This is a genomic window from Luteibacter sp. CQ10 (assembly GCF_040900725.1).
Classification (GTDB): domain Bacteria; phylum Pseudomonadota; class Gammaproteobacteria; order Xanthomonadales; family Rhodanobacteraceae; genus Luteibacter.
Genome location: NZ_JAEUYM010000002.1, coordinates 93,990 through 117,080 on the forward strand (window position 1 = coordinate 93,990; position 23,091 = coordinate 117,080).

24 protein-coding genes and 1 other RNA gene are annotated in these 23,091 nt (G+C 67.7%); 21 read left to right on the forward strand and 4 right to left on the reverse strand.

Features of this window, described 5'->3' with window-relative positions; translation table 11 throughout:
• The first annotated feature begins 13 nt into the window (after positions 1–13).
• The 6 genes from JNG39_RS09280 to cydX all read left to right on the forward strand — a co-directional run bounded on the left by JNG39_RS09280 (position 14) and on the right by cydX (position 5,435).
• Entirely contained in the window at positions 14–619 is a 606-nt protein-coding gene (locus JNG39_RS09280; protein WP_247372925.1) for a hypothetical protein, read from the forward strand.
• Positions 620–720: 101 nt separating this feature from the next.
• Positions 721–2,046, forward strand: a complete 1,326-nt coding sequence (gene pepQ / locus JNG39_RS09285) for a Xaa-Pro dipeptidase (RefSeq protein ID WP_368310950.1) — start codon at positions 721–723, stop codon at positions 2,044–2,046.
• 331 nt (positions 2,047–2,377) lie between these two features.
• The gene (gene cydP, locus JNG39_RS09290) at positions 2,378–2,596 is read left to right on the forward strand and encodes a cytochrome oxidase putative small subunit CydP (RefSeq protein ID WP_368310952.1); all 219 of its coding nucleotides are present in this window, start codon (positions 2,378–2,380) and stop codon (positions 2,594–2,596) included.
• Positions 2,596–4,164 (forward strand): cytochrome ubiquinol oxidase subunit I, encoded by a 1,569-nt coding sequence (locus JNG39_RS09295; protein ID WP_368311905.1) that lies wholly within the window; start codon positions 2,596–2,598, stop codon positions 4,162–4,164. The genes cydP and JNG39_RS09295 overlap by 1 nt, the downstream gene beginning before the upstream one ends.
• Positions 4,165–4,175: 11 nt before the next feature.
• Positions 4,176–5,306 carry a cytochrome d ubiquinol oxidase subunit II gene (gene cydB / locus JNG39_RS09300; protein WP_368310954.1) on the forward strand — a complete coding sequence of 377 codons (1,131 nt, stop codon included), beginning with the start codon at positions 4,176–4,178 and terminating at the stop codon, positions 5,304–5,306.
• 12 nt (positions 5,307–5,318) lie between these two features.
• On the forward strand, positions 5,319–5,435 hold the full coding sequence (cydX, locus tag JNG39_RS09305) for a cytochrome bd-I oxidase subunit CydX (protein WP_368310956.1): 117 nt from the start codon (positions 5,319–5,321) through the stop codon (positions 5,433–5,435).
• Between the two features lie 140 nt (positions 5,436–5,575).
• On the opposite strand, the gene JNG39_RS09310 is transcribed toward cydX, so the two are convergent.
• Both JNG39_RS09310 and JNG39_RS09315 read right to left on the reverse strand, forming a co-directional pair.
• A complete protein-coding gene (locus tag JNG39_RS09310) occupies positions 5,576–6,868 on the reverse strand; it encodes an aminopeptidase P N-terminal domain-containing protein (RefSeq protein WP_368310957.1) in 1,293 nt (430 codons plus the stop codon).
• Complete coding sequence (locus tag JNG39_RS09315; RefSeq protein WP_368310959.1) at positions 6,865–7,431, reverse strand: UPF0149 family protein; 567 nt, start codon at positions 7,429–7,431, stop codon at positions 6,865–6,867. The genes JNG39_RS09310 and JNG39_RS09315 overlap by 4 nt, the downstream gene beginning before the upstream one ends.
• Before the next feature lie 72 nt (positions 7,432–7,503).
• Here JNG39_RS09315 and JNG39_RS09320 point away from each other — a divergent pair, with 72 nt between their 5' ends.
• From JNG39_RS09320 to JNG39_RS09375, 12 genes are all read left to right on the forward strand, one after another.
• The gene (locus JNG39_RS09320) at positions 7,504–7,728 is read left to right on the forward strand and encodes a TIGR02449 family protein (protein WP_144913272.1); all 225 of its coding nucleotides are present in this window, start codon (positions 7,504–7,506) and stop codon (positions 7,726–7,728) included.
• A gap of 10 nt (positions 7,729–7,738) precedes the next feature.
• Positions 7,739–8,047, forward strand: a complete 309-nt coding sequence (locus JNG39_RS09325) for a cell division protein ZapA (RefSeq protein ID WP_144913270.1) — start codon at positions 7,739–7,741, stop codon at positions 8,045–8,047.
• 7 nt (positions 8,048–8,054) lie between these two features.
• Positions 8,055–8,237: non-coding RNA, 6S RNA (gene ssrS / locus JNG39_RS09330), on the forward strand.
• Between the two features lie 113 nt (positions 8,238–8,350).
• A complete protein-coding gene (locus tag JNG39_RS09335; protein ID WP_368310961.1) occupies positions 8,351–8,962 on the forward strand; it encodes a 5-formyltetrahydrofolate cyclo-ligase in 612 nt (203 codons plus the stop codon).
• Positions 8,941–9,417, forward strand: coding sequence for an EVE domain-containing protein (locus JNG39_RS09340; RefSeq protein ID WP_368311907.1), 477 nt, complete (start codon positions 8,941–8,943; stop codon positions 9,415–9,417). Before JNG39_RS09335 ends, JNG39_RS09340 begins: the two co-directional genes overlap by 22 nt.
• A complete protein-coding gene (gene rpiA, locus JNG39_RS09345) occupies positions 9,414–10,070 on the forward strand; it encodes a ribose-5-phosphate isomerase RpiA (RefSeq protein WP_368310963.1) in 657 nt (218 codons plus the stop codon). Before JNG39_RS09340 ends, rpiA begins: the two co-directional genes overlap by 4 nt.
• A 159-nt stretch (positions 10,071–10,229) precedes the next feature.
• Complete coding sequence (locus tag JNG39_RS09350) at positions 10,230–11,678, forward strand: DNA recombination protein RmuC (RefSeq protein WP_368310964.1); 1,449 nt, start codon at positions 10,230–10,232, stop codon at positions 11,676–11,678.
• Positions 11,679–11,861: 183 nt separating this feature from the next.
• Complete coding sequence (folE, locus tag JNG39_RS09355) at positions 11,862–12,458, forward strand: GTP cyclohydrolase I FolE (RefSeq protein ID WP_144913258.1); 597 nt, start codon at positions 11,862–11,864, stop codon at positions 12,456–12,458.
• Between the two features lie 2 nt (positions 12,459–12,460).
• A complete protein-coding gene (locus tag JNG39_RS09360; RefSeq protein WP_368310966.1) occupies positions 12,461–13,771 on the forward strand; it encodes a hypothetical protein in 1,311 nt (436 codons plus the stop codon).
• A complete protein-coding gene (locus JNG39_RS09365; protein ID WP_368310968.1) occupies positions 13,764–14,495 on the forward strand; it encodes a hypothetical protein in 732 nt (243 codons plus the stop codon). The genes JNG39_RS09360 and JNG39_RS09365 overlap by 8 nt, the downstream gene beginning before the upstream one ends.
• Positions 14,488–17,280, forward strand: a complete 2,793-nt coding sequence (locus tag JNG39_RS09370) for an AAA family ATPase (protein ID WP_368310970.1) — start codon at positions 14,488–14,490, stop codon at positions 17,278–17,280. The genes JNG39_RS09365 and JNG39_RS09370 overlap by 8 nt, the downstream gene beginning before the upstream one ends.
• The gene (locus JNG39_RS09375) at positions 17,280–18,497 is read left to right on the forward strand and encodes a hypothetical protein (protein WP_368310972.1); all 1,218 of its coding nucleotides are present in this window, start codon (positions 17,280–17,282) and stop codon (positions 18,495–18,497) included. The genes JNG39_RS09370 and JNG39_RS09375 overlap by 1 nt, the downstream gene beginning before the upstream one ends.
• Here JNG39_RS09375 and JNG39_RS09380 read toward each other — a convergent pair.
• Together JNG39_RS09380 and cysK are read right to left on the reverse strand one after the other, a co-directional pair.
• Complete coding sequence (locus tag JNG39_RS09380; RefSeq protein ID WP_368310973.1) at positions 18,491–18,829, reverse strand: hypothetical protein; 339 nt, start codon at positions 18,827–18,829, stop codon at positions 18,491–18,493. The genes JNG39_RS09375 and JNG39_RS09380 overlap by 7 nt on opposite strands.
• A gap of 102 nt (positions 18,830–18,931) precedes the next feature.
• On the reverse strand, positions 18,932–19,888 hold the full coding sequence (gene cysK / locus JNG39_RS09385) for a cysteine synthase A (RefSeq protein WP_368310975.1): 957 nt from the start codon (positions 19,886–19,888) through the stop codon (positions 18,932–18,934).
• Positions 19,889–19,978: 90 nt separating this feature from the next.
• Here cysK and JNG39_RS09390 point away from each other — a divergent pair, with 90 nt between their 5' ends.
• From JNG39_RS09390 to JNG39_RS09400, 3 genes are all read left to right on the forward strand, one after another.
• Complete coding sequence (locus tag JNG39_RS09390; RefSeq protein WP_368310976.1) at positions 19,979–20,302, forward strand: hypothetical protein; 324 nt, start codon at positions 19,979–19,981, stop codon at positions 20,300–20,302.
• Between the two features lie 57 nt (positions 20,303–20,359).
• Positions 20,360–21,622, forward strand: coding sequence for a cation:proton antiporter (locus tag JNG39_RS09395; RefSeq protein WP_368310978.1), 1,263 nt, complete (start codon positions 20,360–20,362; stop codon positions 21,620–21,622).
• A gap of 63 nt (positions 21,623–21,685) precedes the next feature.
• Complete coding sequence (locus JNG39_RS09400; RefSeq protein WP_368310980.1) at positions 21,686–23,044, forward strand: diguanylate cyclase; 1,359 nt, start codon at positions 21,686–21,688, stop codon at positions 23,042–23,044.
• Positions 23,045–23,091: the final 47 nt, after the last annotated feature.

Below are 23,091 nucleotides of genomic sequence, written 5' to 3' on the forward strand. Positions count from 1 at the left end.
ACCATCCATCCTCATGAGCGACGCCACCACGATCCTGGTCGATTCCCGCCTCGAGCGCGACGACGCCGCTGCCGCCGCCACGGCCCTCTACCTGCGCCTGGTCGGCGACGGCACCATCGGCCCGCACGCGCACGGTGCCGAGGCGCGCTTTCGTGTGACCGACGAACAACTGCGCCACGACACAGGCGTCCTCGCCATCGGGCTGCATGCCAGCGGGCACCGCTGGGTCGATGGCCCCGACGGTTCGCATCTGGTGGAGGGCGGCCCCGAAAACGGCATCTTCAGTCGCTACGACCGCGGTTTCACCATCCGCTGCCCGGATTGCCGCGCCGAGCTCTCGCCCGGCGAGGAAGGCAGCGACGCCCTCGAGGAAGCGCTGGCGATCTGGTCCGACGGCTCGGATTCGGCTTACGTCGCCTGCCCCTCCTGCGCGAACTGGACGCCCCTGGTGCAGTGGCGCTCGCCGAACCACGATTTCGCGGTGGGGCATTTCGCCATCACGCTGTATGGCGCGCACATGCTCAGCCTGACCGGCAGGGACGACCACCGGGCCACGTTGTTGCGCCATCGGCTGGGCGATCTCGCGGCGGATTACATGGTGGTCTTCGCAAGGGCCTGACCCTCGCGGCCTTTCGGCGGGCGGCCCGACCGGGGTTGGCGAAGGCCACGCATGGGCGCACCATTGGCGTTTCCCCGCACCCCCGATCCCGGAGAACACCGATGAACGACGCGCTGGCCGCGCTCTATCCCCAGCATCTCGCCACCCTGCGCGAGCGCACCGACACCGCGCTGGCGCGTGGCGGTTTCGACCATCTCGTGGTGCCGGCCGGCCGCCCGATCACCAAGTTCCTCGACGACCAGGATTACCCGTTCGTCGTGAACCCCCATTTCAAGCACTGGCTGCCGCTGACCGATGCCCCGGGGAGCTGGCTGGTGTACACGCCGGGCGAGAAGCCGAAGCTGGTGTTCCTGCAGCCGCGCGACTACTGGCACGTGGTGCCCGAAGCGCCCACCGGCTACTGGGTGGACCACTTCGACATCGTGGTGGTGCGCAAGCCCGACGACGCCATCGCCGAGCTCCCCGCCATGCTCTCGCGCTGCGCCATCATCGGTGACGCGCACTGCGGCCTGAAGGACGTCTGCTCCAACAACCCGCCGGCGGTGGTCGACCACCTGCATTATCACCGCGCCTACAAGACCCCGTACGAGCTGGAATTGATGCGCGAAGCCAGCCGGCGCGGCACGCGAGGCCATCGCGCGGCCGAGAAGGCGTTCCGTGAGGGCGCAAGCGAGCTGGGCATCCACCAGGCCTACCTCGCCGCCGTCGGCCAGACCGACGCCGAGCTGCCGTACGCCAGCATCGTCTGCACGAACGAGCACGGCGCGGTATTGCACTACACGAATTTCGACCGCGTCGCCCCGGCCGAGAGCCGCTCGTTCCTGATCGACGCGGGTGCCAGCGCTTCCGGCTACGCCAGCGACATCACGCGTACCTACGCCGGGAAGGACGCCGCCGAATTCCAGGCCCTGATCGACAGCGTGGATGCCGCGGAGCGCTCGTTCGTGGCGAAGGTGCGTGCGGGCCAGAGCTATCCGGAGCTGCACGTGCACGCCCACCATGCGCTGGCCGGCGTGCTTCGCGAGCACGGCTTCATCCGCATGAGCCCCGAGAGCGCGGTGGAATCGGGCGTGTCGTCGGCATTCTTCCCGCACGGCCTGGGCCATGGCATCGGCATGCAGGTGCACGACGTCGGCGGCTTCCAGGCGTCGGAAACCGGCGGCACCATTCCCAAGCCCGAAGGCCATCCGTACCTGCGCCTCACCCGCACGCTGGAGCCGGGCATGGTGGTCACCATCGAGCCGGGCATCTATTTCATCGACATGCTGCTGGCCGAGCTGAAGGACAAGCCGTTCGCGGGCGACATCGACTGGGCCCGCGTGGACCGCTTCCGCAAGTACGGCGGCATCCGCATCGAAGACGACGTGGTGTGCACCACGGGCGAGCCGGAGAACCTGACGCGGGATGCGTTTGGGTTGTCGGGCTGACGGCCGTCGCGACAAACCTGCTCACGGCACTGGATTCCTGCGTGCGCAGGAATGACGTGAGGGCATGAGATACAAGGCGTTCCATCCCGCAGTCCGTCGTTCCTGCGCACGCAGGAACCCCGCGCCCCAGCCAGCCTGAGGGCGCCGACGCCCTGCCTCCCGCGCAAGGCGACGGCATTCAATCGGCACCGATCCTGGCGTATGCTCGGCCCCGTAAGGGGAAAACCAGAGCATACGCGGTCAGCCCGTTGCGACAATCGGTCATGCCTGCCCCCGCGAAGGCAGGGCGTACGATGGCGACGGATTTTTCGGACTTGCCGGAATCGCACGTATGACGGACGTCGTCGCTTCACCCAAACGCCGCTGGCGCGACAAGCCGCTCAAGAGGCTCGCGGTCGAGCTTTCCCTCATCGTCGTCGCCAAGCTCGCCCTGCTCATGCTCATCTGGTACGTGGCCATCCGGCCGCTCCCGCGCGCGGATGTCTCGCCCGCGGGCGTCGACCGGATGCTCGCGCCCGCCTCCGCCTCCACCCAGGGAACCTCGCCATGATCGTCGACCCCGATGTCGTCGGCCTCTCGCGCCTGCAGTTCGCGCTGACCGCGCTCTATCACTTCCTGTTCGTTCCGCTCACGCTCGGCCTCGCCTTCATGCTCGCCATCATGGAAAGCGTGTACGTGATGACGCGGCGCGAGATATGGAAGCGCATGACCCAGTTCTGGGGCGTGCTGTTCGGCATCAACTTCGCCATGGGCGTCGCCACCGGCGTCACCATGGAATTCCAGTTCGGCACCAACTGGGCCTATTACTCGCACTACGTGGGCGACATCTTCGGCGCGCCGCTGGCCATCGAGGGCATGATGGCGTTCTTCCTGGAGGCCACGCTCGTGGGCGTGTTCTTCTTCGGCTGGGAACGCATCTCGCCGCTGAAGCACATGATCGCCACCTGGTTCCTCGCGCTGGCCACCAGCCTATCGGCGCTGTGGATCCTCATCGCCAACGCATGGATGCAGAACCCCGTCGGCGCCGCGTTCAACGCGCAGACGATGCGCATGGAGGTCACCTCCTTCAGCGACGTGATCTTCAATCCGGTGGCGCAGTCGAAGTTCGTGCACACGGTGAGCGCGGGCTACACGATGGGAGCGATGTTCGTGCTCTCGATCAGTGCGTGGTACCTGCTGCGCGGGCGCAACGTCGATTTCGCCAAGCGATCGATGACGGTGGCCGCCAGCTTCGGGCTCGCCGCCTCGCTCTCGGTCGTGGTGCTCGGCGACGAGTCGGGCTATACCGTCTCGGAAAACCAGAAGATGAAGATGGCCTCGATCGAGGCGATGTGGGAGACCGAGCCCGCGCCGGCCTCGTTCACGTTGTTCGGCCTTCCGGACGTGAAGAGCCATACCACGCACGCGGCCGTGAAGATTCCCTGGGTGATGGGCCTGATGGGCACGCGCTCCATCGACCAGCCCATCCTCGGCATCGCCGACCTCGTCGACGAGGCGAAGGTGCGCATCGCCGACGGCATCAAGGCCTACGACGCGATGCTGGTGTTGCGCGAGAACAGGGACGACGCCCAGGCGAAGGCCATCCTCGCCACCCACGACAAGGACATGGGCTACGCGTTGCTGCTCAAGCGCTTCATCGACGATCCGCGCAAGGCCACCCCCGAGGACATCCAGAAGGCGGCCGACAGCACCATACCCAACGTGCCCGTGCTGTTCTGGTCGTTCCGCCTCATGGTCGCCTGCGGACTGTGGTTCATCGGCCTGTTCGCTTACGCGTTCTGGCGCGCCAGCAAGCGACGCCTCGAAGGGCGCCGCTTCCTCAGGATGGCCCTATGGAGTTTGCCGCTGCCCTGGGTAGCCGCCGAACTGGGCTGGATCGTCGCCGAATACGGCCGCCAGCCGTGGGCCATCGAGGGCGTGCTGCCCACGGCCCTGGGCGCGTCTTCGCTCACCCCGGGTCAGGTAGGGATATCGCTCGGCGGCTTCGTGCTGTTCTACACCGCGCTGGCGGTGGTCGACGGTTATCTGATGGTGAAGTTCGCGCGCAAGGGACCGGACGGCCTGGGCATGTGGCCGACCCGCCCCGATGCGATTCCCGCCACGGCGCAGACGGCCTGAAGGAGTACGTCATGTTCGACTACGAAACCCTTCGCATCATCTGGTGGGCGCTGATCGGCGTCCTGCTCTGCGGCTTCGCCATCATGGACGGCTTCGACTTCGGCGTGGCGGCCCTGCTCCGCGTGCTGGGTCGCGACGACCATGAACGCGTGGTGCTGCTGGAAACCATCGAACCCACCTGGGAAGGCAACCAGGTCTGGTTCGTGCTCGGCGGCGGCGCGGTGTTCGCCGCGTGGCCGCTGCTCTACGCCGCGTCGTTCTCCGGGCTGTACGTGGCGATGTTCGTGCTGCTGGTGGCCTTCATCCTCCGCCCCGTGGGTTTCAACTTCCGCGAGAAGGTGCACGATGCGCGCTGGAAAGCCGTGTGGGACTACGCGCTGGTGGCGTCGGGCCTCATCGTGATGCTGGTCTGCGGCGTCGCCTTCGGCAACCTCTTCCTCGGCCTGCCCTTCCGCTACGACGGCGACCTGCGGATGGCCTGGGAAGGCAGTTTCTTCGGCCTGTTCCGCCCGTTCGCCCTGCTCTGCGGCCTCGTGAGCCTGAGCATGCTGCTCACCCATGGCGCGTCGTGGGTCGCGATGAAGGCCGACCATGCCATCGCCGAGCGCGCGGTGCGCATCGCCCGGTTCGCCTCCCTCACCTATCTCGTGCTCTTCGTGCTCGCGGGCACCTGGCTGGCCTATGGCATCCCGGGCTATGCGGTGGTCGGCCCTGTGGTGGCCGACGGCATCTCCAACCCCCTCGCCAAGCAGGTGGCGATCGGCGGCTCGTGGTTCGCCGGGTATCTCACCCACCCCGGATTCTGGCTGGCACCCGTGGTGGCCTTCGCCGGTGCGCTGGGCCTGCAGGCCACCATTGGCCGGCGGGGCTTCGCCGGATTCTTCTTCAGCGGCCTGGCGGTGGCGGGAACCATCGTGTCGGCGGGCTTCGCGCTGTTTCCGTTCCTGATGCCCTCGTCGGCCGATCCCGCGTCGAGCCTGACGGTGTGGGACGCCTCGTCGAGCAAGGGCACCCTGCTGCTGATGCTCGGCGTCACCGTGTTCTTCATGCCGATCATCATCCTCTACACCGGCTGGGTCTACCGCGTGATGCGCGGCCGGGTCACCCTCGAGCACGTGCGCAAATCGCACGGCATGTACTGAAGGAGCGCTGCCATGTGGTATTTCGCGTGGATTCTGGGTTTGGGACTGGCGTGCAGCTTCGCGGTGCTCAACGCGATGTGGTTCGAGGTGCATTCGGACGACGAGGCGCATCGTCGGAAAGATACGTAGGAGACGTTGTCGCGAAAACCGATCTCGCGGCGCTGGGTTCCTGCGTGCGCAGGAACGACGAGCTACGAGCACCGTCGCTCCTGCGCACGCAGGAGCCCAGCGCCTCGGTTCAAGGCTAAGCGACGAGCCGCCATCGGCTCTTAACGCTCCAGGTCGGCGATGCGCTTGGGCACCACCGCCGTCATCACCTCCGGCGCCCCCTTGGTCACCGCCACGTCGTCCTCGATGCGGATGCCGATGCCGCGCCAGCGCTCGTGCACGCCGCGATCGTTCGGCGGCACGTAGATGCCCGGCTCCACGGTAAGCACCATGCCTTCCTCCAGCACGCGCGGCTCGCCGTCGATGCGGTAGTCGCCCACGTCGTGCACGTCGAGCCCGAGCCAATGGCCGGTCTTGCTGGGGAAATACGCTTTGTACGCGCCGTCGGCGATGGCCCGTTCCACGCCGCCGCCGATGAGGCCCAGCGCGCACAGGCCCGTGGCGATGACACGCACCGCCGCGTCGTGCGCGGCGGCGAACGAGCGGCCGGGACGCACCGCGTCGATGGCAGCGAGCTGCGCCTCGAGCACGATGTCGTAGAGCGCGCGCTGCTCGTTCGTGAAGCGACCGCCCACCGGATACGTGCGGGTGATGTCGGAGGCGTAGCAATCCACCTCCGCGCCCGCGTCGACGAGCAGCAGTTCGCCGTCGTTGAGCGTGGCACGGTTCCGCTGGTAATGCATGATGCAGGCGTTGGTGCCGCCGGCCACCGTCGGGGGGAACGCCGGCACCGCGCCGCGGCCACGGATGGTGCGCAGGATTTCCCCCTCGATCTCGTACTCGGCCACGCCGGGCCGGGCCATGTGCATCGCGGCCAGGTGCGCGGCACCCGCCACGTCGGCGGCCTGGCGCATCAGCACGAGTTCGTCGCGCGACTTGAACAGGCGCAGGTCGTGCAGCAGGTGGCCGAGGGCGACCAGATCCTTCGGCACCACGCCGCCGCCGCGCGCCGTGCGCAGGCGCCGCATCCAGCCGAGCAGGCGGGCGTCGAAATCGGGTTCCTGGCCGAAATGGCAATACACCCGCGCGCGGCCCTCGATCATGCCGGGCAGGATGTCGTCGATGTCGTCGATGGGAAACGCATCGTCGAGTTTCAGTTCGCGCACGGCACGGTCGGTGCCCATGCGCTCGCCGTCCCAGCGCTCGCGCTCGGCGTCGCGTTCGCGACAGAACAGCACCGTCTCACCGTGCGCGCGACCGGGCAACAGGGCAAGCACCGCCTCGGGTTCGCCGAAACCGGTGAGATAGTGGAAATCGGAGTCCTGGCGGTAAGGCCAGGGCGCGTCGGCGTTTCGCATGCGCTCGGGCGCGGCGGCGAGGATCAGGACGGCGTCCTCGCCGGCCATGCGCATCAGCTCACGGCGGCGGCGGGCGTATTCGGCGGGCGCGATCAATGCAGCGTGTCGCCGGCCGGTTCCTGGCGCTTCGCCATCTCGGCATGCAGGGTGAGGGCACCCACGCGCACGTATTCCTCCAGCTCGGTCAGCGACGCCTCGTCGCCCTCGACGTCTTCGTCGAGTTCGGCTTCGGTCGAGGCGATGGTGGCCATGTCGCGCAGGATCTCGCGCGCGTCGTCGCTGAGGGCCTTGGCCGTTTCCGCGTTGCCGCCTAGGCCGAAGCCGCCGAGGAAGCCCCGCGTCCAATCGGCCAGCCCTTCCACGCGCTCGTGAAGCGGGGACTCCTCGTCGGGCACCCAGGGCATGAAGCTCAGCTCGGTATCGGCCAGCCAGGTTTCCGTCTGGTGACGCAGCCGCGTCAGCATGCCCTGCTCGTCGGCGGTGGGAGCCGGATCGGGTTCCAGCTTGAGTGCATCGAGCACCGAATCGCCGGTAAACGAACCGCCCGCGCTGATGTAGCCCACGAGCGAGCCGTGGAACTCGCTGACGCTCGTGGCGAGCTTGCAGCGGCCGATGAGTTCGGCGATGTCTTCCGGATCGACGGTGATGTTGGCCGGCATGACGCATACTCCTGGGGAATCGTCGGGATTCTAATGCACCCTGACGCCAAGTCCCCTGTTATAGTCCGCCCCATGACGACCCCGGACGCCTTCAAGAACGAACTGGAAGCCCTGAGCGCCACGCTCGACCGGCTCGTCGATACCGTTCGTCGCCTCACCGAGGAAAACCGCAGCCTGCGGCACAGCCAGGAGCAACTGGCCAACGAACGGGCAGGACTCATGGCTCGCAACGAACAGGCGCGCAGCCGTGTGGAAGCGATGATCCAGCGCCTCAAGGCGCTCGAGAACACGGGCTGAAACCTTTTTCATGAACGCCACGACCAGCGAACCGGTGTCCCTGCGCCTGCTCGACCGCGAGTTCCACATCGCCTGCGCGCCGGAAGAGCGGGCCGGCCTCGTGGCCGCGGCCCAGTTCCTCGACGGCAAGATGCGTGAACTGAAGTCGAACGCCAAGGTGCCCGGCTTCGACCGCATCGCCGTGCTGGCCGCCGTCAGCATCGCTCACGAACTGCTCACGCTACGCAAGGATCAGGCCAGTCAGGAACAGGTGCTGACCGACGGTCTGGCCGCCCTGCGCAAGAAGCTTGATGGTCTTGTCGACGCCTCGGTAAAATAGCGCCGGGCGTTCTCTGCGCTGTTCGCCAGCGCACTTTACATTTGCCTTGTTCCTACATACGACCCCGGGTCGACCTTACGTGACGGTTGCGCATGTCCGCCAAGTGCGGAAAGCCTTGAAGTCACGTGGTTCTCCCACCTGATCCTTTGGATCAAGGTCGTTTGGTGCGCAGCGGCAGTGCGGAGGACGTCTCTCCTTTTTATGGCCGGCCGGTGACAGACCGGTCAGCGTTGGTCCCGCGGCACCGGGGGCAGCGGCTTGCCGGCGACCTTCCCCGCCCGTGCCGCCCGGCAGAACGATCCCATGACCAAGCTCCCCGAGAGACGTGAACTGCGCGCCGACCTCGTCCAGCGCCGCCGTGAACTGAAACCCGCCGAGCGCGTCGCCGCGGCCCAGGGCCTCCGGGCCTCGCTCGAGCAGCTCCCCGAATTCCTCACCGACACGCACGTGGCCGGCTACTGGGCCACGGGCGGCGAGCTGCCGCTGAACCTCGCCATTGCGCCCCTGGCCGAACGCGGACAGACGTTCTACCTGCCCATCGTCACAAAGTCGGGCGGCAAGCGCCGGCTCACCTTCGCGCCGTGGACCACGGGCGAAGACGTGGAAAGCAACGAACTGGGCATTCCCGAGCCCAAGGCCGCCCAGCGCATCGTCGAGGCCGACAAGCTCGACCTCGTGCTGGTGCCCCTGCTCGGCTTCGACCGCCGCGGCAACCGCCTCGGCTTCGGCGGCGGCTACTACGACCGCAGCTTCGAGTTCCTGCGCGGGCGCGAGCGCCCGGCCACGCCCCTGCTCGTGGGCGTGGGCTACGCCTTCCAGGAAATCGACGCGATCGAGACCGCCGAATGGGACATCCCGCTCGATTACGTCGCCACGGAGAAGGAGCTCATCGACTGCACGGGCGTGAAGGCGTGAAATACTGGCTCATGAAGTCCGAACCGGACGCCTTCTCCATCGACGACCTCGAACGCAAGGGCGTCGAGCCGTGGGACGGCGTGCGCAACTACCAGGCGCGCAACTTCATGCGCGACGGCATGAAGGTCGGCGACAAGATCTTCTTCTACCACTCGAACACCGAGGTGCCCGGCATCGTGGGCATCGCCTCGGTGGCCTCGCCGGCCTACCCCGACGAGAGCCAGTTCAACCCGAAGTCGAAGTATTACGACGAGAAGAGCCGGCGCGAGGAACCGCGCTGGATGCTGGTCGACGTGAAATTCGAGCGCAAGCTCAAGCGCACCATCTCGCTCGACGAACTCAAGGGCCACGACGAACTGGCCGACATGCCCCTGGTACGCAAGGGCAACCGTCTCTCCGTCATGCCGGTCGCCAAGGGCGACTGGGATTACATCCTGAAGCTGGAGAAAGCATGAGCCAGGACAACGAGAAGCGGCTTGCCGCCGAAACCGCCGCCTTCAAGTACGTGGGCAACGGCAGCTTCAAGGGCGGCATCATCGGCGTGGGCACGGGCTCGACGGTGAATTTCTTCATCGACGAACTGCCGCAGTATCGCGACCGCATCAAGGCCTGCGTCTCCAGTTCCGAAGCCTCCAGCGAGCGGCTGCGCAAGCTCGGCTTCGATGTCATGGACCTCAACGCGGCGGGTCGCCTCGACCTCTACGTCGACGGCGCCGACGAGTGCGATCCGAACAAGTGCCTGATCAAGGGCGGCGGCGCGGCGCTCACGCGCGAGAAGATCGTGGCCGCGGCCTCCGACACGTTCGTGTGCATCATCGACGCCACCAAGCAGGTGGAGGTGCTGGGCGCGTTCCCGCTGCCCATCGAAGTCATTCCGATGGCGCGCAGCCTCGTGGCCCGCGAGATCGTCGCCCTGGGCGGCCAGCCCGTATGGCGAGACGGCACGGTCACCGACAACGGCAACTGGATCATCGACGTGCACGGCTGGCGCATCACCGACCCGGTGGCCCTCGAGGCCCAGCTCAACCAAATCGTGGGCATCGTCTGCGTGGGCTTGTTCGCCAAGCGCCGGGCGGATGTCGTGATCGTGGGCAATCGCGAGATCTGAGATCGCCCGCGAGCAGAGTCGAGCGCTACCGCAGCCTGATTCGCCGATGCGATCGGCTCCCACCCCTCCGGTAGGAGCGCTGCTACCGAAGGGGTGGGAGCCGATCGCATCGGCGAATCACGATTGCCTCGCGGCCGCAGGAACCACGACACTCCCCCCATGACCCTCGAAACCCTTCTCCTCATCGCCCTGCTCGTGCTCGCCCTGGCCTGCACGGGCCTGCTCCTGGCCCTGCTCGCCCGCGGCAGGCGGGACGACGGCAGCGCCGCCCGTCTCGACGCCCTGCGCGACGACTCCCGCCGCCTCGAAACCATGCTGCGCGACGAACACCGCGCCGGGCGCGGCGAGCTGGGCGAGAGCTTCGGCCAGTTCCGCGGCCACGTGCAGGAGCAGCTCCAGGCCGCTTCCGAGCGCCAGCAGGAGCGCATCGAAGGCTTCGCCCGCCGCCTCGACCAGCTCACCGAGCGCACCGACAACGGCCTGCAATCGCTGCGCCAGGGCCTGGCCGACGACTCGCGCAAGACGCGCGAGGAATCCGCCCTCACCCTCAAGCACTTCGGCGAACGGATCGACCAGCGCCTGGCCGCCCTCACCGCCGACAACGAGAAACGCCTGGCCGACGTGCGCGGCACGCTGGAAACCCGCCTGGCCGCCATCCAGCAGGATAACGCCGCCAAGCTCGAGCAGATGCGCGCCACCGTGGACGAAAAGCTCCAGTCCACGCTCGAAACCCGCCTGGGCCAGTCGTTCCAGCTGGTGTCCGAGCGCCTGGAGGCCGTACAGCGCGGCCTGGGCGAAATGCAGGCGCTGGCCGCCGGCGTGGGCGACCTGAAGCGCGTGCTGACCAACGTCAAGACCCGCGGCACCTTCGGCGAGGTGCAACTGGGTGCCCTGCTCGAACAGATCCTCATCGCCGAGCAGTACGCGTCCAACGTCGCCACCGTCCCGGGCTCGGCCGAGCGCGTGGAGTTCGCCATCCGCCTGCCGGGCACCGACGACGGCGAGCCGGTATGGCTGCCGATCGACGCCAAGTATCCCGTGGAGGACTACCAGCGACTGCTCGAGGCCCAGGACGCCGCCGACGCCGAGGGCGTGCTCGCCGCCGGCAAAGCCCTGGAGCTGCGCGTGCGCGAGGAAGCCAAGCGCATCCGCGGCAAATACGTGGCGCCGCCGCACACCACCGATTTCGCCATCCTCTTCCTGCCCACCGAGGGCCTGTACGCCGAGGTCATCCGCCGGCCGGGCCTATCCGACCAGCTCCAGCGCGAGCATCGCGTGACCGTGGCCGGTCCCACCACCCTCACCGCCCTGCTCAACAGCCTGCAGATGGGTTTCCGCACGCTGGCCATCGAGAAGCGTTCGTCGGAGGTCTGGCAGGTGCTGGGCGCGGTGAAGAACGAGTTCGGCAAGTTCGGCACCGTGCTGGAGAAGACCCGTAAGCAGCTGGATACCGTGCGCAACAGCATCGACAGCGCCGGCGTGCGCACGCGGGCCATCGAGCGGCGCTTGCGCGGGGTGGAGACGCTGGGTGGGGAGGAGACGCAGCGCTTGCTGAAGCTGGGGGCGGAAGCCGACGAGGGCGAGGCCGCCGGAGACGAAGAGCCGTAGCCGCGCCCGGCGAAAGCCGGCTGCCTCGCGCTGGTTCCCTGCGTACGCAGGGACGACGGATCGGTATCTTGCAGCTCGTCGCTCCTGCGTACGCAGGAGCCGCCGGTTTTCGCGGCGAGGCCGCCGACGACCTCCTCCCCGCGTTACAATGCCCGTTTGCACCACCTCGAGGATTTGCGCCCCATGAGCGACGCCGACAAGCCCCGCCCGGTCACCCGCGAGCAGGCCGAGGAGGCCGTGCGTACCCTGCTGCTATGGGCGGGCGAGGATCCGAAGCGCGAAGGCCTGCTCGACACCCCCAAGCGCGTGGTCAAGGCCTATTCCGACTGGTTCAAGGGCTACGACGAAGATCCGGCCGAGTACCTGCGCCGCACCTTCGAGGAAGTGGCCGGCTACGACGAGATGATCGTGCTGCGCGACATCGAGTTCGAGAGCCATTGCGAACACCACATGGCGCCGATCATCGGTCGTGCCCACGTCGGTTACGTGCCCACCGATCGCGTCGTCGGCATCAGCAAGCTCGCCCGCGTGGTCGACGGTTTCGCCCGTCGCTTCCAGGTGCAGGAAAAACTCACCGCGCAGATCGCACACTGCATCGAAGATACCCTGCGCCCGCGCGGCGTCGGCGTGGTGATCGACGCCAGCCACGAATGCATGACCACCCGCGGCGTGCACAAGCGCGGCGTGTCGATGATCACCAGCCAGATGCTCGGCAGCTTCCGCGAAGACCCGCGCACGCGCGGCGAATTCCTCCGCTTCGTCGGCGTCGACCGGCGTTGACGTTGAGCGGCCCGAACGACACTTCCTTCCACGACGAGCGCCTGCAGGATGTTTTCCGCGACGGCGTCGTCGCGGAAGACTTGCCTTCGCTTTTTCCGCTGTTGCGCGGACGCGGCCTGTTGCGCGCGTTTTCCGCCCTCTTCCACGGTAGCGAAACGCAGGTTCTCCTTCGCCTGCTGGTGCTTCGTACCATCGGCGCACGTTCGCACGCCACGGAGTGGACGCCGCAGGAAATCCGCGACCAGCTCGCCTTCGTCGATCCGGTCAAGCTCGAAACCGTCGTCCAGCGCCTCAAGGATCACGACATCCTCGTCTACGACGGCGAAACGATGCGCTATCGCATCGGCCCCGTCGGCCGGAAGGCCCTCGGTGCGTTGGCCGCGATGCTGGAATTCGAGCGCGACGACGACGACGGTCTCGGCTACCTGACCGCCCAGCTCGCTGCCGGACAGGCCGTGGGCCGCGTGTCGGTGGACGAACTGGGCCACCTGCTTTCGCGTCTGACGGAACTGAAGGAAGACTTCGACCGCGCCGTGCTCTCCGGTTCCGAACATCGCATCCGGCGTGCCGCCGAACGTCTCGAGTCGGTGTGGACATGGGTGGAAAAAGGCACCGACGTGGTCGCTTCCATCACCCGCCAGGAAGAACTCGAGCCCGCCGCCCATCGCCTCGCCCAGGCGGTGGGCCGCGCGCAAAGCTCGCTGCTGCGCCAGGCCGGCGTGTTCCAGCGCGAACTCAACAAGATCGACCAGCATCGCGTGCATCTGGGCCGCACCGGCTTGTCCTCCTCCGACCTCGTGGGCTGGCTGCGCGCGCAGGACATCGACACCCTGTCCGCCTTCGAAGACGGACAGCTGCTGCTGCCCCTGCCCGCCCCCTTCCTGCACGACCAGATCGCGCTGGACGTGGCCGAATACGAACTGCTCGAACGCGAACGCCTCGCCGCCGAGGTCACCACCCTGCCCAGCGCGGAAGCGCCGCCGGAAACCGCGGAGCTGCCCACCAGCGAGGAAGACCTTCGCCACCTGGAGGCGTGGCACGCGGAACTGGCCGCCCTCGTAGCCCCCCGCGAACTGTCCGAAACGCTCATCGGCGACGACTACGCGCTGTCCGCGTATCGACTCTCCCTGCTCGGACTCCTCGGCGATCCCGAATCCGCGGCGCTGGAAGGCGGCACCGCCGACCTCGCCCGACTGCCGCTCGCGCTCGAGATCGAGCCACGGCTGATCGACCCCGACCTGCCCCACATCGCGCTCGTCAGCGCCGGACGCCTGCGTCCTCGTGACGGCGCGAAGGACACCACCGATGCATGACGATACCGCCAGCCTGGTCACCCGCCTGCTCGCCCAGCGATGGCTACCGCGCGACGACGTGCAGGCGCGCAAGGCTCTGCTCGACGAAAGCTACCGCGAAGAACTCGACCGCCGCCTCGAAGCCGTGGGGCTGGAACTGCGCGAGCATCCCTACGCCGCCTATATCGGCTTGGCCGTGTCGCGAAAGAGCGAGCGCGCCGTCTTCGGCGGCAGCGACAGCTGGATTTCCAACACGATGCAGCTGGACCGCGACGGTGTGGCCCTGCTGGTGGTGATCTGGGCCCTGATCGTGCTGCCCAAGCGCCAGCGGCAGGTGGAGCGCCAGGCACTGGAAGCCGCCGCCTCCCAGACCCAGATGTTCGCCGAGGAAAAACCCATTCCCCGCGACCCCGCGGTGGCGCCGGTCATCGCCGAGCGCACGCTGCTGGCCGATTTCGGCGAGAAGCTCGGCGGGAAGATGCGCATCAATATTCTCCTGGGCACCCTCAGCCGCCTGGGGTTCATCATCCGTAAGCGTGGCGACGGGCCGGACAGCCGCCTGATCGCCGAAGGCCCCCTGCTGGATCTCGCCTTCGATTACGAACGCACGGCCAGGCGGGTACTCGACGGCGCGCTGGGCGACCTGCTGACCGAAGCATCGGCGCGCGCGGCGAACGCAGCCGCCGGCGTGGCCGGCGACGAGCTGATCGACGACACCGAGGTCGAGGACAACGACGATGTTTGATTTCCGTAGCCTCGAGGTCGTCCACTGGGACTACTGGCAGCGTTTCAGCCTGCCGCTGGACACCAACATCGTCACCGTCGTGGGCCCGAACGGTTCGGGCAAGACCACGTTGCTCGATGCCTTGCGCACGCTGCTCACCATCGACTGCGCAGGCAACCGCGACTACAAAAGCTACCTGCGCCACAACGGCCAGCCGTTCGCCTGGCTGCGCGCGCGCGTGGGCAACCTGCCGGGACCGAACGGCGAACGCCCGTTCTTTCCCATCATGGATCGCGAGGTCACCCTCGCCTGCCGCATCCAGAAGAAGGGTGGCGAGTGGACGCGCCAATACGCCGTGCTGGGTGGCGACGTCAGCGTCGAAGCCATCGCCGAGCGCAACGATTTCCTCGGCTTGCGCGAATACCGCGTGCGCCTTGAGGGAGCCGGCCTGTCGCAAGCCATACGCCGCGTGCTCACGCTCGAACAGGGCGCGACCGACAAGCTCTGCCAGTTGCCTCCCAAGCAGCTGCTCGACCTGGTCTTCGACGTGTTCGGCGATAAGACCGTCCTGGACGACTACCAGCGCGCGCGCAATGAGCAGACCGAAGCCGACCGCGAACTGCACGGATTGGAACAGCAACTCTCGCTGATCGGCATCAGCCTGCAGGAAGCCGAAGCGCGATCGCGCTCGTACCAGGAATGGACCGCGCTCAAGGAAGAACGCGTATCGCTGGTGGCGGACATCCAGCCACGCATCGAACTGGCCGAAATCGCGGCCAGCATCCGCGGTGCGCGTCCGGCGCTCAACGGCTTCAAGCGCCGCGTGGCGGAACTGAAGCGTCAGGACGCGGACATCACCCTGCAGTTGCAGGCGCTCGACGACACGGGCGAGCGCCTGCGCATCGAGCAGAACGACGCCGACGCCGCGCGCCAGCTGACGCAGAAAAGCCTCGATGCCGCACGCGCCGCGCTCGCCCAGAACGACCTGATCATCAACCAGGAAAACCGCCTCCGCCAAACCGTGGCGGCGCAGGACGGCGCCGATCACGAGCAACTCGCCACCATCGCGCGCGACGCACGCGCGCGGTTGCGCGTCTTGCAGGACGAGGAAGGCACGCTTCGCCAGGAGCTGGGCACGCTCACCAGCAAGCTGGCCGCATGGCGCAGCGGCCGCCGCTACACGCCCGACTTCGAGGCCGCCTTCCGTCGCGCATTGGACGACGCGGGCATTCGCCACGGCATGCTCAGCGAAACCGTCGAAATCACTCAGCCGCGCTGGCAGGCGGCCGTCGAAGCCGTGCTCGCGGGCTATCGGCACGTGGTGCTGCTCGACGATCCGCGCGACCGCGAAAAAGCGTGGAAGCTCGGCGAATCGATGCGCTACAAACACTTCGTGGTCGCCGATCGCGAACCCGCCGGCAAGCCGACGCCCGGCTCGCTCCTTGAAGTGGTCGAGTTCTCCGCCGCCGCCCCCGATTGGCTGCTGCGCAACCTCGACCGTATCCGGCGCGTGGACGACGTCGCCGAAGGATCGAAACTCGGCCGCGACCAGGACTGGATCACCCCGCAGGGTTATTTCCGCGAGCGCCGTGGCGGCCGTCATCTCGGCGTGGACGACATGTATTTCGGCGCCGCGGCCCGCGAACGCCAATTGCGCGACGGCGAAGCGCGCCTGCGCGATATCGAGGAGCGCCTTCGCGCCCTTGCCGACGAGCGCAAGACCGCGTCGGCCCAGGCCAGCGACGCCGAGAGCATCCTGCGCGGCGCCAACGCCAGCAGCCAGTTGGCCGACCGAGCAGACGAATTCAACGAAGCGCGCGAGCAGCAAACCCGATTGCAGGAAGACGTGCAGCGCACCGCCGACAGCCACGTCGCCGCCGAGCAGCACTACGAGAGCGTGCGGGAGAAACGGACCAGGACCTCCAACGCGCGCGACAATGCCGCGCGCGAGCAGGTCACCGTACGTCGCCAGCAGGTGGAGGCCGAACGGCAGCATCACCACACCAGCGGAGAACAGCTGGAGCGCCTCAAGACCTTCCGTGCCAAGCGCGTCCACGTACCCCTGGCGAAACGTACGCGCGCCGCCATGGCCGCCTTGCGCGAGGATTTCCAGTCGTCGTCGGAGGTGCGCCGCGCCATCGAGCGCAACGAACGGCGCCTCGAGGAGGGCCATTGGGAAACCGATGCCAGCGTGCTGTCGCTTCGTGACAAGCTGGCCGGCGACCACGACGGCCTGAAGGGCGATCTCGACAAGCGACGGATACACCTGGAACGCGCGAGTCGCATCACGCATGAAGCCCGCGGCGCGTACATCCAGGTATTGCGCAATACCGTGCGTCGCTACGCCAAAAACCTCAAGATCCTGGCCGAATTGGCGGGCATCGGCGTCGACGTCGACCTGCCCGAGCTGACCAACGACGATCTCGCGCTGGCCTCGGCCGCTCTCCACGTGCGTTTTGAGTTCGACAAGAAGGGCTGGATCGGGATGGACGACGGCGAGGCGTCGGGCGGACAGCAGGTGATGAAGTCGCTCTTGCTGCTCGTGGCGCTGATGCGCGACGAGGATCGCCCGGGCGGTTTCGTCTTCATCGACGAACCGTTCGCCCACCTGGACATCTTCAACATCGACAAGGTCGGCGCGTTCCTCAAGTCCACCCGCGCGCAATACATCCTTACCACCCCCGCCACGCACAACGTAAACGTGTTCCAGCCGTCGGATCTCACGCTGGTGACCAGCAAGCGGCGGCCCGGTGCCCAGTGGGCGCAACCCCTGGCCGTCCTGCGGCGCAAGGCTGAGGTGGCGTGATGACGAAGGCGGCCGACCGGATATGGGGGCCGCCCGACGCCGACGGCATCCGCGCCAGCTACGATTCCCCAAGCCGCCTCGGGCGGCTGCGGCGCGCGGCGGCCGGTGACCGACGCGTCGACACGTTGCTCGGTGAACACCGCGCGCTGGTAGTCGACCTGTTGCGCGCCGGTGGCGATGCCCTCAAGGGCAAGACGCTGTTCGCCAGGGCGGGTAATGCGCGCCATGTCGCCATCGCCGCCGCTGAATACCTTCTGGTGCATGGCTGGATCGAACTGCGCGAAAAGCGCAGGGGCAGCGTGTGGGAAATCACCGCCCTGCGCTGGGTTCATGCCGACGAACTGCGCGGCGCATTGACCCTGCCGCGCCGCGACGCCGAGGCTGGCCGACGCGCCGATGCCATGGGGGCCGCACCGCTCGACGAAAGGCTCCTTGCCCTGCATGCCAGCCTGCGCACGCTCGCCACGCGTACCCTGCTCCGTCGCGCGACCCTCGTGGCGCGGCTTGATCGATGGTGTGCGGAACAGCGCGGCGGCAGCCGCAACGCCTTTGCGCAGTTCGCCCTGGACGACACCCACGGCATGACCTCCGCCGACTGGCATTGGCTGGCCCGCCACGTCGACCTGGAAGAACTGGGCGTCTCCACACATACCCCGGGGCTGCTGCTTCGGGCACCGCTACGCCTGATGGTCGATGGAGGCGGTGAGCTCGATCTGACCGCCATCCCCGACATGATCGCCCTTAGCCCACTGACGCTGGGCCGCCTGTGTGGCGCCGAAGGCTCTCCCGTCGCCTGGTTGCTGGTGGAGAACCGGACGAGCTTCGAAGAGGTCGCCAGGAAAATCGGCGATCGATACGCGGTCGTCTGGATGCCGGGTTACGTACCCGGATGGTGGCTGGACGCCATGCGGCATCTGGTATCCCTCGTGCCGCTACCCGCGCTCGTCGCGGCGGATCCCGATCCGGCCGGCATCGAGATCGCGCTGCGGGCTTCGATACCGTGGGGGTCGAACTGGAAGCCCCTCGCGATGTCACCCCAAGCCTTGGCGGCGACAGGGCGGGGCAAGGGCATGACCGATCACGACCATGCCATTCTTGCCCGCCTGTCACGCGTGGAACTGGATGCGACACTTGCGTCGCTGGCCGAGGCGCTCGCCGGGCGGGGACGCAAGGGAGAGCAGGAGGCCCTCGACCTGACCGAGTGGCTGGATCAGTAAAGACCGGTTTCGCCAGGCACCACCGCCTCGTCGTTGCCAGGGGCGGGCTCGTGGTGAAACGGATCGTGTTCGTCACGCTGCGGCGCCGGGGCCGGACGGCGACGCACAAGCAGCCAGGTGGTCAGCGCCGCGACGCCGAGGCCGACCGCCACCACCGTGCGCGGATGGCGTTTCACCTGGCGGCCGGCGCGCAGCGCGGCCATGCCGGCGTCACCGACATACTGACGAGCCGCACCGGTGAACTCGCGGGTGCGGTCGTGGGTGATCGCGCCGGTCATGCGCTGCGCGCGACCGGCGATCTGATGGGTGAGGCTCTTTCGAAAAAGGGTCATGGTCGGTCTCCTCGGAAGCTGGAGGACACCGTGACGCGTGGCGCGTGACGGGAATGCGTGGGAGTCGTTCCCTTGTCGTCATCGCCCTGCGGGATTCGCGTCTCAGCCCAGCGTCGCCAGCCACTCGTCGTCCGATCCCTCGTTCACCCCCTCGAACAGGAAGGTCGACAGGTACCGTTCACCCGTGTCGGGCAACATCGCCAGGATCACGCTGCCCTGCTCCGCCGTCTTGGCGTAGTCGAGCGCGGCGGCGATCGTGGCGCCCGCTGAGACGCCCACGAAGAGGCCTTCCTCGGCCGCCAGGCGGCGAGCGGTGTCGCGGGCGGTCGTATCGTCGACCGGCAGGTCCACGTCGAACACCTCGCGGTCGAGCACCTCGGGCACGAAATCGGGCGTCCAGCCCTGGATCTTGTGCGGCGACCATTCCTTGCCCTCGAGCAGGGAGGCCACGGCAGGCTCGGCCACGACGATCTTCACTTCCGGGCGCGCCACCTTCAACACCTGTCCCACGCCGGTCAACGTGCCACCGGTGCCCCAGCCCGTCACGAAGGCGTCGAGGCGGCGACCGGCGAAGTCCTGGAGGATCTCGGCCGCGGTGGTGCTGCGGTGATAGGCCGGATTGGCCGGATTCCTGAATTGCTGCGGCAGGAACCAGCCGTACTTTTTCGCCAGTTCCTCGGCGCGCCGGACCATGCCCGAGCCGCGCTCGGCGGCGGGCGTGAGGATTACCTTGGCGCCGTAGGCGCGCATGAGCTTGCGCCGCTCCACCGAGAAGGTCTCGGCCATCACGGCGACGAACGGGTAACCTTTGGCGGCGCAGACCATGGCCAGCGCCACGCCGGTGTTGCCCGAGGTCGCCTCGACCACCGTGTCGCCGGGTTTGAGCACGCCCCGCCGCTCGGCGTCGAGGATCACGGCGATGGCGAGGCGGTCTTTCACCGAGCCACCAGGGTTGAACGATTCCACTTTCGCGTAGAGCGAGACGTGCGCGGGCGCGACGCGATTCAGGCGAACGATGGGCGTGCGGCCGATCGTTTCGAGGATGTTTTCATGGATCATGGGAGAGCCCCGTGGTCGACTGAAGAAACGGCTTCAAAGGTACTCCCACCCGTGCGCACACCACAAACCCCCGATGGACGTCCATACGCCATGCTCCTGTGGCTCATGGCCGTTACATCCGCCATCGCCCAGGACCTGCCGCGAACCCCGTCGGCCTATCTGGCGCGCTTCGATGCGAACGGCGACGGCCGCGTCGACGAAGCCGAGTACGTTCGCTACATGAGCCAGGGATTCCTGCGCATGGACGTCAACGGCGACGGCGTGCTCGACGCCAACGACGGACCGATGCGGCCGGGGCAGCACGCGGTGAAGCTGGAAACGTTCCAGCGCAACCTCATCGCGCAGTTCCACCGGCTGGATGCCAACCACGATGGGTACCTGAGCGCGACGGAGCTGGCCCAGCCGCCACGGTGACGCGGTTCGAGGTTGCGCCGACCTGCTACCCTTCCGCCTTCCCTGGGGAGGGCCTCGATGAGCACGACGGAACTGTTCCTGATCGCGATGACGATCATCCTCTGCGTGCCGTACGCCATCTGGCGCGTGTTCCGTACCGATTACTGGGCACCGCTGGTCGTGGTACAGATCGTCACCGGCATCCTGCTCGGCCCCGGCGTGCTCGGCAAGGCATTTCCGGACTACTACGCGACGGTGTTCTCGCCACCGGTGATCGCCGCGCTCAACGGCATCGCCTGGTGGGCCGTGATGGTGTTCGTCTGGATCGCGGGCATCGAACTGGACCTGTCCGAGGTATGGAAGCAACGAAAGGAATGCGGCACCACCGCCGCCTTCGCGCTCGGCGTGCCCCTGCTCGCCGGCTGCGCGGCCGCGCTGGTCATGCTGGCCTGGCGCGACGGGTGGATGGGGCCCCGCGCCGCGCCATGGCAATTCGTGCTCGGCATCGGCATGGCCTGCGCGGTGACGGCACTGCCCATCCTCCTCCTGCTGATGGAAAAACTCGGCATCCTGCGCGAACCGCTCGGCCAGCGCGTGCTGCGCTACGCCAGCCTCGACGACCTGGCGATCTGGGCCGTGCTCGCGATCATCCTCCTCGACTGGCAGCGGGTGGGGCACCAGGCGGCCTTCCTCGCCCTTTTCGCCCTGGCGGCCTGGGCATTTCGCCGGCTCATGGCGCGCCTAGAGGAAAGCGACCGCTATATCCTCGGCCTCGTCTGGCTCGCCGCGTGCGGCTACGGCGCCGACGCGTGCGGCCTGCATTTCATGGTGGGCGCCTTCCTCGCCGGGGCGGCGATGGAGCGCGCGTGGTTCCGCATCGAGGGCCTCGACGCCCTTCGCCGCAACGTACTCCTGACCATCATGCCGGTGTTCTTCCTGTCCACCGGGCTGCGCACCAACTGGCAGCTCGGCGGCGCGGCGGTGTTCGGCGCGGCCGCGCTGCTCCTGGTCGCCTCGGTCACCGGCAAGCTCGCCGGCGTGGGCATCGCCGGGCGCCTGCTCGGCTGGAAGCGCGGCGACGCCTGGACCGTCGGCTGGCTGCTGCAGACCAAGGCGCTGATCATGATCATCTTCGTCAACGTGTTGCTCGACCGCGGGCTCGTCACCAGCGAGACCTTCACCGCCCTTCTCCTGATGGCCGTGGCCAGTACCATGCTTACCATGCCCATGGTCGCGCCCCGACTCGGGTACGCCGGAGCACGGGCCGACCGGCCCCCGCGGGAGACGGCGACCGGCACCGGGGCCATCCCGGGCGATGCGGATCGCGGCGCAAAACTCTAAGCCACGGCTGCTCGAACGGGCGTAAGATGAGGCTTATTTGGCACTCTGCGCGACGGTAGACACGTGCGTCTGGACAACGAGCTCTGGGAAGGCAAATACCACGAAGCCGTGGAGAGGCTCTCTCGCGAAGAGGCCCAGTGGCGCGATGCCGAGTCCCTGCTCCGCCAGTTGGTCGGTTGCCTGTCGCGGGCGGTGCACGGCGCGCACGACCAGCTCGATTCGCACATCGAACGCCTCACCGGCGCCCTCGACGGGCCGCTGAGCGCCGCCGAGCTCACCGACGTGGTGCATGGGCTGAGCGAGGCGATCGACAATCTCGGCGCACGGCCGCACCCTTCCGAGCATCGCGCCATTCCCATCGTGCGCCAGCGTACCGAGCACGGCTCGTCGGTGCAGTCGGCGCTGAGCCGCCTGGTCGACCGCATCATCGTGCTGCCGAAGCTGGCCGACCGCGCCAACGACCTTCGCCATGACGTGGCCGATGCGGGCGACCTCGTGGCACTGGCCGCCTGCGGCGACCGCCTGGCCGACCTGATCAACGAACAGCGCATCGGCCTGCAACGCGAGATCGACGCCTTGCAGGCGGTGCTACGCCATGTCACCGGCCGTCTCGACGAGATGACCCACTACATGTCGCGCGAGCTTACCGACCAGTCCACCGGGGAAGCCAACGGCCAGGCGCTGGACGCCTCGGTGGCGCACGAAATGCGCCTGCTCGGCGAAGCCGCGCTCGAGCTCGACGACGTGCACGACCTGCGCGAACGGGTGAACGCGAGCCTGGAAACCATCGCCGGATGCTTCCGCGAATTCCGCGACCGGGAAGGGGCACGCCTCACCGCCTATCGCGATCGCGCCGAGAAGATGCGCATGCGCATCGAGCAGCTCGAAACCGAGCGTACCGCCCTGCAGCGATCGCTCGAACGCGAACACGAGCTGTCTCAGACCGACACCATGATCGGCATGCCCAATCGTCTCGCCTACGAGAAGCGCGTGGAGTCCGCGTACGAGGGATGGCTGGTCACGCAGCGGCCGCTGGGCATCGCCGCGATCGACATCGACCACTTCAAGAGCATCAACGACACCTACGGCCACACGGCCGGCGATGCCGTGCTGCGCGTCATCGGCCAGGCGCTGCTCAAGCACGTGCGCCCCGTCGACTTCGTCGCCCGCTACGGCGGCGAGGAATTCATCATCGTCTTCGAAGGCACCGAGCCGGCCGAATCGTTGCAGGTGTGCGAGCGCCTGCGCGGCAAGATCCAGCACCTCAACTTCCACGCCGCGCGCCAGCTCGTGCGGGTGACGGCGTCGATCGGCCTGGCCCATTTCCAGCCCGGCGACACCCCCGCCTCGGTGTTCGAGCGCGCGGACCTCGCCCTTTACACCGCCAAGAACGGCGGCCGCAATCGCTGCGTGGTGGGCTGACTTCGCAAGATCCGGCGGCACGTCGACGTGCCGCGACCGACTGCGCA

What these genes read in the sequence shown, in the direction of transcription:
- JNG39_RS09350 (WP_368310964.1), top strand. Translation starts at nt 10,230, where the DNA reads ATGACCCTCGAAACCCTTCTCCTCATCGCCCTGCTCGTGCTCGCCCTG.
- JNG39_RS09280 (WP_247372925.1), top strand. Translation starts at nt 14, where the DNA reads ATGAGCGACGCCACCACGATCCTGGTCGATTCCCGCCTCGAGCGCGAC.
- cydB (WP_368310954.1), top strand. Translation starts at nt 4,176, where the DNA reads ATGTTCGACTACGAAACCCTTCGCATCATCTGGTGGGCGCTGATCGGC.
- JNG39_RS09315 (WP_368310959.1), bottom strand. Translation starts at nt 7,431, where the DNA reads ATGCCGGCCAACATCACCGTCGATCCGGAAGACATCGCCGAACTCATC.
- JNG39_RS09370 (WP_368310970.1), top strand. Translation starts at nt 14,488, where the DNA reads ATGTTTGATTTCCGTAGCCTCGAGGTCGTCCACTGGGACTACTGGCAG.
- JNG39_RS09380 (WP_368310973.1), bottom strand. Translation starts at nt 18,829, where the DNA reads ATGACCCTTTTTCGAAAGAGCCTCACCCATCAGATCGCCGGTCGCGCG.
- JNG39_RS09390 (WP_368310976.1), top strand. Translation starts at nt 19,979, where the DNA reads ATGCTCCTGTGGCTCATGGCCGTTACATCCGCCATCGCCCAGGACCTG.
- JNG39_RS09395 (WP_368310978.1), top strand. Translation starts at nt 20,360, where the DNA reads ATGAGCACGACGGAACTGTTCCTGATCGCGATGACGATCATCCTCTGC.
- JNG39_RS09325 (WP_144913270.1), top strand. Translation starts at nt 7,739, where the DNA reads ATGAACGCCACGACCAGCGAACCGGTGTCCCTGCGCCTGCTCGACCGC.
- cydP (WP_368310952.1), top strand. Translation starts at nt 2,378, where the DNA reads ATGACGGACGTCGTCGCTTCACCCAAACGCCGCTGGCGCGACAAGCCG.
- JNG39_RS09365 (WP_368310968.1), top strand. Translation starts at nt 13,764, where the DNA reads ATGCATGACGATACCGCCAGCCTGGTCACCCGCCTGCTCGCCCAGCGA.
- JNG39_RS09335 (WP_368310961.1), top strand. Translation starts at nt 8,351, where the DNA reads ATGACCAAGCTCCCCGAGAGACGTGAACTGCGCGCCGACCTCGTCCAG.
- pepQ (WP_368310950.1), top strand. Translation starts at nt 721, where the DNA reads ATGAACGACGCGCTGGCCGCGCTCTATCCCCAGCATCTCGCCACCCTG.
- folE (WP_144913258.1), top strand. Translation starts at nt 11,862, where the DNA reads ATGAGCGACGCCGACAAGCCCCGCCCGGTCACCCGCGAGCAGGCCGAG.
- JNG39_RS09320 (WP_144913272.1), top strand. Translation starts at nt 7,504, where the DNA reads ATGACGACCCCGGACGCCTTCAAGAACGAACTGGAAGCCCTGAGCGCC.
- rpiA (WP_368310963.1), top strand. Translation starts at nt 9,414, where the DNA reads ATGAGCCAGGACAACGAGAAGCGGCTTGCCGCCGAAACCGCCGCCTTC.
- JNG39_RS09375 (WP_368310972.1), top strand. Translation starts at nt 17,280, where the DNA reads ATGACGAAGGCGGCCGACCGGATATGGGGGCCGCCCGACGCCGACGGC.
- cydX (WP_368310956.1), top strand. Translation starts at nt 5,319, where the DNA reads ATGTGGTATTTCGCGTGGATTCTGGGTTTGGGACTGGCGTGCAGCTTC.
- cysK (WP_368310975.1), bottom strand. Translation starts at nt 19,888, where the DNA reads ATGATCCATGAAAACATCCTCGAAACGATCGGCCGCACGCCCATCGTT.